This is a genomic window from Streptomyces sp. NK15101, assembly GCF_020400725.1.
Taxonomy (GTDB): Bacteria; Actinomycetota; Actinomycetes; order Streptomycetales; family Streptomycetaceae; genus Streptomyces.
In genome coordinates this window covers 103,263-116,472 of record NZ_JAINVG010000015.1, presented here as the reverse complement: position 1 = coordinate 116,472, position 13,210 = coordinate 103,263, and the positions used below count along the sequence as shown (strand labels likewise).

Genomic DNA, 13,210 nt, shown 5'->3' with positions numbered 1-13,210 from the left:
TCCCACATGAGGTTCGCGCCGCCGCCCGCCAGGCCGACCGCCGCCGTGGCGATCCACGGGCCGTCTCGCTCAACGCCGACTTCCACCGCCACATCGTCGAACTCTCCGGGAACCCGCTCCTGGTGGACCTGATGGCCCCGCTCGACTCCCGGCTGCGCCGCCTCTTCCGGCTCACCTCGGCGCAGGCGGACGGCGAGCCGATGTGCGGGGCGCACGAGCGGCTCTACGAGGCGGTCCGCGACCGCGACGAGGAGGGCGCGGAGGCCCTGGCCCGCGCCCACGTCGCCGACACCCGCGCCTCGGCCCAGCGCCTCCTCGCGGCGCTGCCGGAGGCCGGGGACCCGGCCTGACCGGCAAGGGAGCCCCCTGGGGTCCGTCGAACTCCCGCCCGCCCCGCGGGCGGGAGTTCGACGGCAGGCCCTAGCCCAGCTTCCGCAGCGCCGTCCGGACGGCGGCCAGGTCCTCGTCCGAGGCCAGTCCGGCGTGGTAGAGGCGCAGTTCGGTCGCGCCCGCCTCGCGCGCGTGCTCGGCGTCCCGGGCCAGGTGCTCGGGGGCGCCGCCCATGCCGCCGACGACGGAGAGGTTGGCGGCGAGGACGGTCTCCGGGCGCGCGTGCTCCGCGAAGGCGGCGAGCTTCGGCGGGCGGGCGACGACGCCGTCCGCGAGCCCGAGGACGTGGGCCGGGTCCGTGCCGGCGTCGGCGCCGCAGCGGTACGGGTCGGGGTCGGCGTGCAGCAGGACGCGGAAGCCGGGCGGGGCGGCGGCGCGCACGGCGGCGACGGCGGCCTCCTGGAAGGTGCGGGCGGTCCGCGCGCGCCAGGCGAGGGCGGGGACCTCCAGGGCACCGAGCCCGCCCGCCGGTCCCGCGCCGGCCCAGACGGGCTCCAGGGCGGCGCGTACGGCGGCGGCCAGCTCGTCGGGGTCGGCCCCCTCTTCCCCGTACCCCTCGCGGCAGGAGGAGCAGAAGCAGAGCGACATCAGGAGCTGCTCGCGCTCCCCCAGGGCGATCCCGGCGGTCTTGTCGTGGGCGTGCAGGTGGGCGAGGCCGTACCAGCCGCAGGACTCCAGTTCCGTGCCGGTCGCGCCGGGCCGGACGGCCGCCTCGGCGGCGAGGTCGACGAGGAGGGCGCGGACCTCGGGGCGGGCGACGCAGGGGGCCCACGGATAGCGGTCGCCGTGGGCGTTGACGACGGAGGTCCCGGGATGTTCGGCGCCGAGGCGGGAGTTGTGCGCGAGGACGACCCAGCTGTGCACGTCCAGGCCGCTCGCGGCGAGGGCCTCGGCGGCCCGTCCGTAGGCGTCCCCGGGCGCCCACTCCCCCGCGGGGTAGGGGCGGAGCGCGCGGTCCGCCCAGCGGCGGGGGTCCGGCGGGTAGAGCACGGCGGCGTGTTCGGCGGTGACGATCCGGTGGGCGGGGTGACGGGGGCTCAGCGCGCGCGTGGAGTGGTAGGCGGCGGCGAGGGTGACCTGCGCGAGGCCGAGTTCGGCGAGGAGTCCGGGCGCGGCCGGGTCGCCGTCGACGTCCCAGGGGTAGAGGAAGGCTCCGGTCCTCATGCGCCGACCTCCTCGGGGAAGGCTCCGGTCCTCATGCGCCGACCTCCTTGAGGAGGGTCCGGCCGCGCTCGACGAGCAGCATGAGCGCGTCGACGTGCTCGGGCGCGGGCTCGCTCAGCGGCGGCCGTACCTCGCCCACGTCCAGGCCGCCCCTGCGCACGGCCGCCTTGACGAGCGAGACGGCGTATCCCCGGCCCCGGGAGCGGAGTTCGACGAGGGGCCGGTAGAAGCCGTCGACGAGCAGGTTCAGGGTGGCCTCGTCGCCGGAGGCGAGGGCGCGGTGGTAGGCGAGGGCGAGGTCGGGGGCGAAGCAGAAGACGGCGGAGGAGTAGAGGGTGACGCCGATGCCCCGGTAGGCGGCGCCGGTGAGTTCGGCGGTCGGCAGACCGTTGAAGTAGAGCAGGTCGAGGCCCTCGGCGCGGACGGCGCTGACGATCCGCTGCATGAGGCCGAGGTCGCCGAGGCCGTCCTTGAGGCCGATGACGCCGTCGGTGCGGGCGAGCGCGACGGCGGTGTCGGGGGTGAGGACCGCGTTGTCCCGCTGGTAGACGATGACGTCGAGCGAGGTGGCGGCGGCGAGTTCGGTGTAGTGGCGGAGCAGCCCGGCCTGGTCGGGGACGACGAGGTAGGGGGGCATGGCGAGGAGCCCGTCGGCGCCCGCCTCCTCGGCGAGGCGCGCGTAGTGGACGGCGAGCGCGGTGCCGTAGCCGGCGCCGGCGACGACGGGGACGCGGCCGGCGGCCTCCTCGACGGCGGCGGCGACGCAGTCCCGGAACTCCTCGGGGGTGAGGGCGTGGAACTCGCCGGTGCCGCAGCAGGCGAACACGGCCGCGGCGCCGGCGTCGACACCGGCGCGGACGTGGGCGCGGAAGGCGGCGAGGTCGACGGAGCCGTCGGGTGCGAAGGCGGTGACGGGGAAGAACAGCAGGCCGTCGAGGCGGCCGGCGAGCGGGGCAGTGGTCACGGGCGCTCCCAGGGAAGTCCGTCGTGCACAATCATGACTTTCATCCATATGCATGAACGCTGGCCTCACGCACGCTAGAGCAGCCCCGATCGGCCGGTCAAGGCGATTGCGCGGCTCCGTCAAGGATCTTGACGCCCCGTCGGACGCCTCCCTAGCGTGTCCACGGTTGTGAATGCCGCTCATGTGAATGCCATCGACGGAGGAGATCCGCTCCATGACCGCACCCCGCACCGTCCTGCTCACCGGCGCCGCCGGGGGCGTCGGCACGCTGATGCGGGAGCTGCTGCCCCCGTACGGCTACGAGCTCCGCCTCCTGGACGTCGCCCCCGTGCCGGAGGCGCCGGACGCGATCGTCGCCGACCTCGCGGACCGCGCCGCGCTGCGCGAGGCGGTCCGGGGCGTCGACGCGATCGTGCATCTGGCGGGCATCTCCCTGGAGGCCGACTTCGAGAAGATCATGGCCGCCAACATCGCCGGCACCCACCACCTCTACGAGGCCGCACGCGAGGAGGGCGTCCGGCGCGTGGTCTTCGCCTCCAGCAACCACGCGGTCGGCTTCACCCGGCGGCCGCGCGAGGGCGAGCCGCCCGTCCCGGTCGACACCCCGCACCGGCCCGACACCTTCTACGGACTCTCCAAGTGCTTCGGCGAGGACCTGGCCCAGCTCTACTGGGACCTGCACGGGATCGAGACCGTCTCCCTGCGCATCGGCTCCTGCTTCCCGGAGCCCACCTCGGTGCGGATGCTCTCGATGTGGCTCAGCCCCGCCGACTGCGCCCGCCTCCTGCACGCGGCGCTCACCGCCGAGGACGTGGCCCACACGGTCGTGTACGGCTCGTCCGCCAACACGCGCGCGTGGTGGGACCTCTCCACGGCCCGGGCACTCGGCTACGCGCCGGAGGACGACTCGGAGGTCTACGCGGAGAAGATCGTCGCCGAGAAGGGCCTCCCGGCCGAGGGCAGCCCCGACGACCTCTACGTGGGCGGCCACTTCTGCGCCGACCCGCCCCGCTGGCCGCACTGACCGGAGGGGGTACACGGGCCCCGGCCGGACTGATACGGGGGAGCCGGCCGGGGCCCGGGCCTCGGTGCGCCGACGCACCTGACCAGCTCACCGTAGGTCCGGCCGAAGATCATCGCGAGCCGCGGAACGCGGTACCTGTCCGGATTGCGCGGTGGGCCGGTGCACCGGAAGCACACCCGCCCACGCGGACGCGCCCCCTCCTCGGCCCAGCGGCCCTCCGCCCAGCGCCCCTTCCTCGGCTCAGCGGCCCGCGCGGAGCGTCCGGGACGGCGACTCGCCGAACCTCTCCCGGTAGCGGGCCGCGAACCGGCCCTGATGGGCGAAGCCCCAGCGCCAGGCCACCTCGCTCACGCTCACCTCGTCCGGTGCGGCCGCCCGCAGCTCCTCGCGGACCCGGTCGAGCCGGACCTCCCGCACGTACGCCATCGGCGACATCCCCACGTACTCCCGGAAGGACTCCTGCAGACGCCGCACGCTCACCCGGCCCAGGGCGGCGAGCTCGGTGGTCGTGAACGGGTGCTCGGGGCGCTCCCGCACCGCGTCCATGGCGCGTTTGACCGGGGCCGGCCGCCGCGCCTCCCCCGGATGGGCGAGCGCCTCCCGCCACGGGTGCTCGGCGGCCAGCAGCAGCCCGTTCAGCAGCGCCTCCTGCAGGGGCCTCGCGACCAGCTCGTGCGTGGCGAGCCCCTCCCCGGCGAGCGCCTCGGCGGCGACCTGGCGGGCGAAGCGCACCCAGCTCAGGCCGGGGCCGCGCGTGATGTCCAGGCGGGGCTCGAAGACCAGCGGGCCACGCGGCGGGCGGCCCGTCAGCTTTTCGAGGCGGTCACGCAGTTCGGCCGCGCCGATCTTCACGGACAGGGTCCGGCAGTCCCCGCTCCAGCGGTCGAGGAAGGTGTCACCGGCCGGGTCGAGGAGCAGCGCCTCGGCGGGCGTCGCGACGATCCGGGAGCCGCCGCCCTGGCGCATCTCCATCGTCCCGCTCAGCGGCGCGTTGAGGTGGTACGCGCCGAGCTCGCCGAAGCTCATCCGCACATCGGCGCCGCAGCTGAGGTCGCCGATGACCAGCGGCCCGAGCGAAACGGTGTCGAAGCGGGCCGCGAAGGGGCGCCGTTCCCCGTCGACGACGGCCATGCGGTTGGCGTAGTAGCGCGCGTCGAGCTCCTCTCGCGCCTCGTCCACGTCCCCCGTCCGGAACGAGCTCCCGCCCGTCACCCCCGCGCCGCCCGCGGGCCCCACAGCTCCCATGAACCGAAAGAATATTCATATGACGGATCTGACCGGGAACGGCAGGATGCCCGGCATGCCACGACCCCATGGATTCGCCTACGAACGGCGCCGCGACGGCTCCGTCGCCCTCACCCACCGGGGACGCGCCGCGGGCGTGCTGCGCGGCGGGCGCGCCGAGAAGTTCCTCGCCGAGGTGGAGACGGGCGACGCCCAGCTGGTGATGGCCCGCTGGACGGGCTCGTACCGCTTCGGCAACGAGCGGCAGGCCGGGAACCACCCGCGTAACCGGAGTGGCCGAACCGGCCGCCGGTAAGGGAACGGCAAAGGGGGCCGGATCGTTACCCCTGGCATGACCGCTATGACCCCCGGCTCGAACATCCCTCTCACCGCCGCGCGCGTGGCGGTGGACGTGGCCGCCCCCGTGCGGCTCGACGTCTCGGGCCTGCTGCTCGGCGCCAACGGCAAGGTGCGCTCGGACGACGACTTCATCTTCTACAACCAGCCGGCCGGGCCGGGTGTCACCTACCGCTCCGGCGGCGGGGCCACGCCCGACGCGATCCTGGTGGACACCGGCGCCCTCCCGGCCGGCATCGAGAGGATCGTCGTCACGGCGAGCCCGGACGCCGCGGGCCAGACCTTCCAGGGCATCGAGCCGACGGCCACCATCCGGAACGCGGACGACGGCGCCGTGATCGCCACGTTCACGCCGCCGCGCCTGGCCACGGAGACGGCACTGGTGGTCGTCGAGATCTACCTGCGCAACGGCGTCTGGAAGGCCCGCGCGGTGGGCCAGGGGTACGCGAACGGGCTGGCCGGCATCGCGACCGACTTCGGCGTCTCGGTGGACGACGAGCCCGCCGCCGCCCCGTCCCCCGCGCCCGCCGCCCCCGCGCCCGCCGCCCCCGCGCCCGTCGCCGCGGCCCCCGTGGCCCCGCCGGTGCCGCCCGCCGCCCCGGTGGACCCGCGCATCGCGGCCCCGGTCCCGCCGGCCCCGGCCGCCGCCCCCGTCTCCACCGGCAAGATCAACCTCGACAAGGGCCGGGTCAGCCTCCAGAAGAACCAGACGGTGTCCCTGGTCAAGGGCGGCCGCCCGCTGCTCTCCCAGGTCAAGATGGGTCTCGGCTGGGAGCCCGCCTACCGGGGCAAGGACATCGACCTGGACGCCTCCGTCATCGCGTACGGCCCGCAGCGCAACCACCTGGACAGCTGCTACTTCGGCAAGCTGTCCATCCTGAACGGCTCGGTCAAGCACTCCGGCGACAACCTCACCGGCGAGGGCGCGGGCGACGACGAGGTGATCACGGTCGACCTCGGCCGGCTGCCGGCCGACGCCACCGGCCTGGTCTTCACGGTCAACTCCTTCTCGGGCCAGAAGTTCACCGAGGTCGCCAAGGCCTACTGCCGGCTCCTCGACGGGACGACGGGCGAGGAGCTGGTCCGCTTCGACCTGACCACCGCCGAGCCGCAGACCGGCGTGATGATGGCCAAGCTGATCAAGCAGTTCTCCGGCGAGTGGGAGATGACGGCGATGGGCGAGTTCGTGAAGTCGCGGACCGTCCGGGGCATGGTGAAGCCGGCCGCCCAGGCGCTCTAGGGCCGTCCGGCCCCGATCCGCCGGACGGCCCTCGGCGACGGGACGCCTCTCAGAACAGCGCGCTGTAGGCGTTGAGGGCGGGCTGGCCGCCCAGGTGGGCGTAGAGCACGGTCGAGTCCCGGCCGATCTCTCCCCGGTCCACCAGGTCGACCAGACCCGCCATCGACTTCCCCTCGTAGACGGGGTCGGTGACCATGCCCTCGGTGCGGGCGGCGAGCCGCATCGCGTCGAGGGTGGTCTCGTCCGGAACGCCGTACGTCCCGGCGTGGTAGCGCTCGTCCAGTTCGACGTCGGCCGCCGTCACCTCGCGCTCGACGCCGATGAGGGCGGCGGTGCTCCGGGCGATCCGGGTGATCTGCTCGCGCGTGGGGACGGGCTTCGCGGACGCGTCGATCCCGATGATCCGCCGGGCCGGGCCGCCCTCCTCGGCGAGCGCGGCGAAGCCCGCGACCATGCCGGCCTGGGTGGAGCCGGTCACCGAGCAGACGACGACCGTGTCGAAGAAGACACCGAGCTCGCGCTCCTGCTCGGCCACCTCGTAGGCCCAGTTGGCGAAGCCGAGACCGCCGAGGCGGTGGTCGGAGGCGCCCGCCGGGATCGCGTACGGCTTCCCGCCGCCCTCCTCGACCTCGCGCAGGGCCTGCTCCCAGCTCTCCTTGAAGCCGATGCCGAAACCGGCCTTCACCAGGCGCACGTCGGCGCCCGCGAGGCGGCTGATCAGGATGTTGCCGACCTTGTCGTAGACGGAGTCGGGCCAGTCGACCCAGCTCTCCTGGACGAGGACGCACCCGAGTCCGGCGCGGGCCGCGACGGCGGCGACCTGGCGGGTGTGGTTGGACTGGACCCCGCCGATGGAGACGAGGGTGTCGCAGCCCTGGGCGAGCGCGTCGGCGACCAGGTACTCCAGCTTGCGGGTCTTGTTCCCGCCGTACGCCACGCCGGAGTTGCAGTCCTCGCGCTTGGCCCAGAGGGCGGCGCCGCCGAGGCGGTGCGTCAGCCGTTCGAGGGGGTGGACCGGGGAGGGCCCGAAGAGGAGCGGGTAGCGGTCGAAGTCGGTGATCGGCAAAGCGGCTCCCGGTGGATGCGGCGACGGGTCGACGGTCCTGGACGCTCTACGGGACGGGCGGCGGGCTCCCCGGGGCTGGGGCGCCGGCGGGCGGGGGCGCGGGGATGCCGGTCACCTCGGCCACCTCGATGGCGTCGTCCGCGAGCTGTTCGAGCGCGGCCCAGATCTCCGTGGTGACCCGCACCGCCTCCTCCGCGTCCCCCGCCTCGCACGCCTCGATGAGCCGGGCGTGCAGCTCGGCCGATCCGCAGCTCCCGGCATCGCCGAAGAGGCGCCGCTCGACGCGGCGGATCAGAGGGGTGTACCGCGCGATCGTGGCGGCGGCCGCGTGGTTGCCGCTGGCGACGACGAGGACCTGGTGGAGCTCGTCGTCGGCGTTCAGGGCGGCCTCCACGTCGGAGGAGCGGACGGCCGCCGCGAAGCGCTCGTTGGCCTCGCGCATGGTCCGGATGCCCTCGGGGCCGAGCAGCGGCACCCCGGTCCTGGCGGCGAGCTCGTGCATCACCCGCACCACCGAGGCGGCGTCCCGGACGACCCTGCTGACCGGCCGGGTGACCCGGGTGTAGCTCTGCGGCTTGGACTCGACGAGCCCCTCGTCGCCGAGCCGGGCCAGGGCCTCGCGCACGGGTGCGCGCGAGAGCCCGAGCCGTTCGGCGAGATCGGCGTCCTTCAGCGGGGAGCCGGGGGCGAGGTCGCCGCGGACGATGGCCTCGCGCAGCGCCTCGTACGCCCGGTCACGCAGCAGGGTCCGGCCCACGGGCCGCAGTGCGTCCATGGACTGACATGTTAGATGTCGGTCCACGGGTCCGGCCAGAGATCGGTTCCGGCGTCAGCGGCGGGGCTGGCGGCGCCAGGGACCGGTGATCGCGACCATGATGCCCGGACTCTGGATGCAGGCGAACAGCGTGTCGCCGTCGGGCGAGAAGACGACGCCCGTGAACTCGCTGTCGTTGAGGTCGTTGCGTGCGATGGGGTAGGTGCGGCCCGAGTCGGTCGCGCCGAAGAGGTGCTGGACGCCCTCGCCGTCCTCGGCGATGACGAGCCCGCCGTACGGGGAGACGGTGATGTTGTCGGGGCCGTCGAAGGCGCCGTCCTCGTCCGGGGCCGCGTTCACCCCGAGGAGCACCTTGAGGGTGAGGGTGCGGCGCTTGGGGTCGTAGAACCAGACCTGACCGTCGTGCGCGGTGCCGGGGCTCTCCTCGCGCGCGTAGGAGGAGACGACGTAGGCGCCGCCGTCGGCCCACCACATGCCCTCCAGCTTGCGGGCGCGGGTGACCTGGCCGTCCGTGAACTGCTTGCGGACGGGGGTGGTGCGGGCGTCGCGGTCGGGGACGTCGACCCAGTCGACGCCGTAGACGGTGCCGATCCGGGTGGCGCGGGACAGGTCGTCCACGAAGCGGCCGGAGGAGTCGATGCACCTGAAGGCCTGGAGCACACCGGCGTCGTCGGCCAGGGCGCGGAGCTTGCCGCGGCCGTGCTCGAAGCCCTGCGGCGGCACCCAGCGGAAGAACAGCCCGTTGGGGCCGGAGGCGTCCTCGGTCAGGTAGGCGTGGCCGCGCTTGGGGTCGACGACGACGGCCTCGTGGGCGTAGCGGCCGAAGGCCTTGACCGGCTTCGGGGCGAGGTTGGCGCGGCGGTCGTACGGGTCGACCTCGAAGACGTAGCCGTGGTCCTTGGTCATGCCGTTCTTGCCGGCCAGGTCCTCGGTCTCCTCGCCGGTCAGCCAGGTGCCCCAGGCGGTGCGGCCGCCCGCGCAGTTGGTGGAGGTGCCGGCGATGCCGACCCACTCGGCGACGGTGCCGTCGCGGTGCACCTCGACGACCGTGCAGCCGCCGGCCGCGGCCGGGTCGTAGACGAGCCCCTCGGTGAGCGGGACGGGGTGCTCCCACTTGCCGCGGGGGCCCTTGAGCTCGTGGTTGTTGACGAGGTACGTGGTGCCGCGCGGTCCGGCGAAGGCGGCGGTGCCGTCGTGGTTGGAGGGCGTGAACTCGCCGGACTCCAGGCGCGTCACGCCGCTGTGGGTGATGACGCGGTACGAGAAGCCCTCGGGCAGGGCGAGGATCCCGTCGGGGTCGGCGACCAGCGGGCCGTACCCGAGCGTCCGCCCGTGATCGTGGCCCGCGCCGTACGCCTCCGGCTCGTCGGACGCGAGCGCCTCGGGCGCGGTGGCGAGGGCCCCGACGGCTCCGGTGAGGGCGAGGCCCGCGCCGGCGACGGCGGACTGCTTGGTGAACTCTCTGCGGTTGAGCGGCATGGTGGTGGGTTCTCCCTGTGATGGCCGGATCTCGCGCCGCTACCCTCCCGCGCCGCTACGAACACCGCCTGAACACCACGGGAACACCACAGGGCCGCCCTGACGGGGCACCACGCCCCGCGCCTTGCTCCCCCGGCGCCGCTTTCCGGACATCCGCGCGGAGCGCCTTGGAAGGGGGTGTCCCGCGCGGAGCGCCACGAAAGGGGCGTCCCGCGCGGGGGCGCCCCTTTCCGTGGCCCCGGGTCAGGAGCCCGAGCGGGAGCGGGCCTTGAAGGCGGCCTTGCGGGCCTCCTTCGCCGACGCCTTGTCCCGGTGCAGGCGGCCCATCGCCTCCAGGACCTCCGCCGTGGCCGGGTGCTCCACCCGCCAGGCCGCCTCGAAGAAACCGCTGTGGCGGCCGGTCAGGCCCTCGATCAGCTCCTGGAGCTCCTGGAGGTAGCCGTCCGAGGAGAGCTGGGCCGCGATCGTGTCGATCGCCAGCCAGAAGATCATCGACTCCGGCGGCGCGGGCACGTCCGCCGCGCCGCGCTCCGCAAGCCAGACCCGGGCGAGGCCGCCGAGTTCCGCGTCGTCCAGGACCTCCCGGACGGCGGGCTCCGCCTCGGCGCCCACGAGGGAGAGCGTCTGCTGGCAGTGGAGGCGGCGGAGCGGGGAGCCGGCGTCGGCGCCCCGGGCGGCGTGCAGCAGTTCGCGGGCGGCGCCGAGCGCGTCGCGGCCGGCCAGCCACGCGGCGGTCTCCTCGCGGGCGGCGGCCGCCGGGTAGCCGGCGATCCCGTCGAGGAGCGCGTCGGCGTCCTTCTCCGTCAGGTCGCCGACGGCGGGCGCGTCCACGCCGGCCTCCAGCATCCTGGTCCGGACGCCGTAGAGCCCGAGCGGGGTGAGCCGGACCATGCCGTAGCGGGTGACGTCCTCGTCGTCGACGGGCGGCGCGGGCTCCTCGCCCTCCTCGGCCATGAGGGCCTCGTCGACGGGCTGGTACTCGACGAGCCCGATCGGTTCGAGCAGCCGGAACTGCTCGTCGAGCCGCATCATCGCGTCCGAGACCTGCTCCAGGACGTCGTCGGTGGGCTCGCCCATGTCGTCGGGGACGACCATCGACGCGGCGAGCGCGGGCAGCGGCACGGGACCCTCGCCGGCTCCGCCCTCGCTGACGGTCAGCAGGTAGAGGTTGCCGAGGACGCCCTCCAGGAACTCGGCCTCGGCCTCGGGGTCCCAGTCGAGCGCCTCGATGTCGATCTCGCCGTCCTCGCCGAGGATCGCGTCCAGGTCGTCGAGGACGGGCGCGACGGCGTCGGCGAAGACGGCGTCGAAGCCGTCCAGCCAGAGTCCGAGGACGTCCTGGGGCGAACCGCCCGTGACCAGCGCGAGGTTCTCGCCGGGGCCGGCCCGGCCGGGGAGGTCGGCGTCCTCGCCCTCCTCGCCGTCCTCGACGGTGACGAGGCCGGTGTCGACGGCGAGCCGCCAGGCGTCGCCGGCCCAGGTCTCGCCGTCCTCGTCGTCGGCGAGGCCCAGCACTTCGGCGGCCTCGGGGAGTTGTTCGTCGACGAGATCGCCGCCCGCGTCGACCCGGGTCGCGGGTCCGGCCCAGCGGGCGAGCCGTACCGCCTGGGCGAGAAGGGGTGCGGCCAGGGCGTCCCGCGCCAGCTCCGCGTCCGCAGGCAGCCGAACGGGGGGAAGGGTGGGGTGCTCCGCTGACATCTGGGGGGTCTCCTCGACGCGTGCGTGGGTGAAGGGGATGAGGGGCTCATCGAGCGTCCTCAGGGTAGACGCATCCGGGACCCCGCCCGTCGGTTCACGGATCCGTCAGCCTTCGTACACCGTTCTTGGCGTTGTCAGCCGGTGTCGGCAGCACGCACGAAGCCGGGCCGGTGAGGGCCCGGTGACCTCGCGAACGGTCTTCGAGGTCGGGGAACAGCGCGAGCTGGTCACCTCGGCACGGTCGAGTCTTGCCGCCTCCGTGTGGCGTGCTCGCCGTCCTGGGTGGGCTCGCGGCCCCACGTGCCCTGGGGACGAGTGCGGCCTGGCCGGTAGCTCTCCGTGCCACGATCCTCCGGTCGTGGACGGTCACACCTGGCCGACGCCGCACTCGGTGCCCCAGGGCGCGTCGTCCGATGGCCACCGAGGCACCGTGGTGCCCGGTGACGGTGGCCTGCCGGTTGTTCTGCTGGAGCGGGGCCTTCCAGTACCGCCCGCCCCAGACGCTGGTGTACGCCGGATCGACCGCGATCACCACGAGTCCGGCGTGAAAGGCCATAGAGCGCAGCCGCTCCCGGAAGCGGGCGGTGGGGATGGCGGCGACGGTGCGGCGGAACTTCTTCCCGCGCCCGCCGCGCCCCATGGTCTCCCGGCCGGTGGCGCGGGCGTCGCCGAAGCCCAGGTCCTCGATCGCGATGCCCGTGCAGTGATGCGCACGGGCAACGGCGAGGAGCCGGCTGATCGCGGCCCGCAGACGGCCGTCCCGCTGGGACGCCGGTCCCTCGACGGCGATCGGCACGGTGATGGGTTCGCCGACGGGGTTGCCGTGCGGGTCGAGGACGTACGCGGCGAGGTGTTCGGCGTTGAGGTCGACGCCGAGGAGACGTTCGCCGCGGGACCGGATCTCCTCCGGCGTGGGCAGCACGGCCGCCTCGACGGCCCAGGAGGCGTCGAGGTACCAGCGGCCGCGCACCGGATCGTGCACGATGTCGTACCGCACGGCCCGGTTCGCGGTGGCCCGGTCCAGCCACTCCTCCCGCCGGTGCGAGAACCGCACGGGGCACGACAGCTCGTAGCGGCCCCTGGGGGCGTTCGCCAGATGCCGCAGCGGCTCGGGCAGCACCATCGACACCTCGCCGGTCTCCGGCGCGACGGTGATGGTGTAGTTGCCGTGCGGGGCGCCGGATTCGCCGTCGGCGGTCAGGAACAGACGGGCGGCGTCCCACCGCTGCCGCCACTCCGCCTCGGTGAGCCGGGCGTCGGCCAGGTTGTGGCGGGTCTTCAGCAGGCGCCGACCCCCGGCCGTGATCGTAGGGCGCCCGGCTTCGATGCGCTGCTCGACGCCCGCAAGTCGGCCGGTGAGGACCTGGAGGCGGCGCTGCTTCTCGAAGCGTTCGGCTTGGGTGGAATAACCTCGCGCACGGGACTTCGAGCGCTGCCCGCACGGCACCGCGAGCCGCTTCTCCACGGTGCGCACGGCACGGCGCAGGGAGGACCTCTCATTGAACAGGGCCCGGACCGAAAGCTGGTATTGGTCCTCCGAGGCACGGGTCATGGCCCCGGCCCAACGGGAGGAGGAGACGGCCGTGAGGGACTTCTTTCGCGGTGCGCGCCGATTGTCCTTCGCCGCGACCCTGCCAAGGCCGATGCGCTGGGCGAGATCGGCCCGCTGGTGCCGGCCCAGGTGCTCACCGACGAGCCGCAGCACCTCCGCCTCACCCGCACTCACCCGCAGCCGGTCCCGGATACGGGCCCCGGTGGGCGCGGAAACCGTGAACGGGGCCGCGACGGCCCGCAGCTCCCGCTTCCTGCCGCGCCTGCGCGCCACCGGC

At 74.3% G+C, this 13,210-nt stretch carries 12 protein-coding genes; 4 read left to right on the top strand and 8 right to left on the bottom strand.

Translation table 11 applies throughout. The features are described 5' to 3' along the window. Positions 1 to 350: FCD domain-containing protein (locus tag K7G60_RS11645; protein ID WP_225800760.1), on the top strand; the 350-nt coding region annotated here is incomplete at its 5' end. A 70-nt stretch (positions 351 to 420) separates the two neighbouring features. Here the strand turns inward: K7G60_RS11645 and K7G60_RS11640 are convergent. Beyond that, positions 421 to 1,554, bottom strand: coding sequence for a hypothetical protein (locus K7G60_RS11640; RefSeq protein ID WP_225800759.1), 1,134 nt, complete (start codon positions 1,552 to 1,554; stop codon positions 421 to 423). Positions 1,555 to 1,585: 31 nt separating this feature from the next. Next, entirely contained in the window at positions 1,586 to 2,518 is a 933-nt protein-coding gene (locus K7G60_RS11635) for a 5-dehydro-4-deoxyglucarate dehydratase (RefSeq protein ID WP_225800758.1), read from the bottom strand. Positions 2,519 to 2,732: 214 nt separating this feature from the next. Between K7G60_RS11635 and K7G60_RS11630 the strand changes: the two genes are divergently transcribed. Beyond that, a complete protein-coding gene (locus K7G60_RS11630) occupies positions 2,733 to 3,542 on the top strand; it encodes an NAD(P)-dependent oxidoreductase (protein ID WP_225800757.1) in 810 nt (269 codons plus the stop codon). 240 nt (positions 3,543 to 3,782) lie between these two features. Here K7G60_RS11630 and K7G60_RS11625 read toward each other — a convergent pair whose 3' ends face one another. Further along, on the bottom strand, positions 3,783 to 4,787 hold the full coding sequence (locus K7G60_RS11625) for an AraC family transcriptional regulator (protein WP_225800756.1): 1,005 nt from the start codon (positions 4,785 to 4,787) through the stop codon (positions 3,783 to 3,785). Between the two features lie 55 nt (positions 4,788 to 4,842). Here K7G60_RS11625 and K7G60_RS11620 point away from each other — a divergent pair, with 55 nt between their 5' ends. Together K7G60_RS11620 and K7G60_RS11615 are read left to right on the top strand one after the other, a co-directional pair. Then, positions 4,843 to 5,082, top strand: coding sequence for a hypothetical protein (locus tag K7G60_RS11620; protein ID WP_225800755.1), 240 nt, complete (start codon positions 4,843 to 4,845; stop codon positions 5,080 to 5,082). Positions 5,083 to 5,118: 36 nt separating this feature from the next. Beyond that, entirely contained in the window at positions 5,119 to 6,363 is a 1,245-nt protein-coding gene (locus tag K7G60_RS11615) for a TerD family protein (RefSeq protein WP_225800754.1), read from the top strand. Between the two features lie 49 nt (positions 6,364 to 6,412). Here the strand turns inward: K7G60_RS11615 and K7G60_RS11610 are convergent, their stop codons facing one another. The 5 genes from K7G60_RS11610 to K7G60_RS11590 form a co-directional block, all read right to left on the bottom strand. Beyond that, complete coding sequence (locus K7G60_RS11610) at positions 6,413 to 7,429, bottom strand: 1-aminocyclopropane-1-carboxylate deaminase (protein ID WP_225800753.1); 1,017 nt, start codon at positions 7,427 to 7,429, stop codon at positions 6,413 to 6,415. A 46-nt stretch (positions 7,430 to 7,475) separates the two neighbouring features. Then, a complete protein-coding gene (locus K7G60_RS11605) occupies positions 7,476 to 8,204 on the bottom strand; it encodes a GntR family transcriptional regulator (protein ID WP_225800752.1) in 729 nt (242 codons plus the stop codon). Between the two features lie 54 nt (positions 8,205 to 8,258). Next, positions 8,259 to 9,683, bottom strand: coding sequence for an alkaline phosphatase PhoX (locus tag K7G60_RS11600; protein WP_225800751.1), 1,425 nt, complete (start codon positions 9,681 to 9,683; stop codon positions 8,259 to 8,261). Between the two features lie 243 nt (positions 9,684 to 9,926). After that, complete coding sequence (locus K7G60_RS11595; protein ID WP_225800750.1) at positions 9,927 to 11,381, bottom strand: hypothetical protein; 1,455 nt, start codon at positions 11,379 to 11,381, stop codon at positions 9,927 to 9,929. Positions 11,382 to 11,475: 94 nt separating this feature from the next. Beyond that, on the bottom strand, positions 11,476 to 13,206 hold the full coding sequence (locus tag K7G60_RS11590; RefSeq protein ID WP_225800749.1) for a hypothetical protein: 1,731 nt from the start codon (positions 13,204 to 13,206) through the stop codon (positions 11,476 to 11,478). Positions 13,207 to 13,210 lie beyond the last annotated feature (4 nt).

Excerpts from the sequence above, each read along its gene's own strand:
- K7G60_RS11605 (WP_225800752.1), bottom strand. The coding sequence starts at position 8,204 with ATGGACGCACTGCGGCCCGTGGGCCGGACCCTGCTGCGTGACCGGGCG.
- K7G60_RS11600 (WP_225800751.1), bottom strand. The coding sequence starts at position 9,683 with ATGCCGCTCAACCGCAGAGAGTTCACCAAGCAGTCCGCCGTCGCCGGC.
- K7G60_RS11625 (WP_225800756.1), bottom strand. The coding sequence starts at position 4,787 with ATGGGAGCTGTGGGGCCCGCGGGCGGCGCGGGGGTGACGGGCGGGAGC.
- K7G60_RS11640 (WP_225800759.1), bottom strand. The coding sequence starts at position 1,554 with ATGAGGACCGGAGCCTTCCTCTACCCCTGGGACGTCGACGGCGACCCG.
- K7G60_RS11615 (WP_225800754.1), top strand. The coding sequence starts at position 5,119 with ATGACCGCTATGACCCCCGGCTCGAACATCCCTCTCACCGCCGCGCGC.
- K7G60_RS11595 (WP_225800750.1), bottom strand. The coding sequence starts at position 11,381 with ATGTCAGCGGAGCACCCCACCCTTCCCCCCGTTCGGCTGCCTGCGGAC.
- K7G60_RS11620 (WP_225800755.1), top strand. The coding sequence starts at position 4,843 with ATGCCACGACCCCATGGATTCGCCTACGAACGGCGCCGCGACGGCTCC.
- K7G60_RS11630 (WP_225800757.1), top strand. The coding sequence starts at position 2,733 with ATGACCGCACCCCGCACCGTCCTGCTCACCGGCGCCGCCGGGGGCGTC.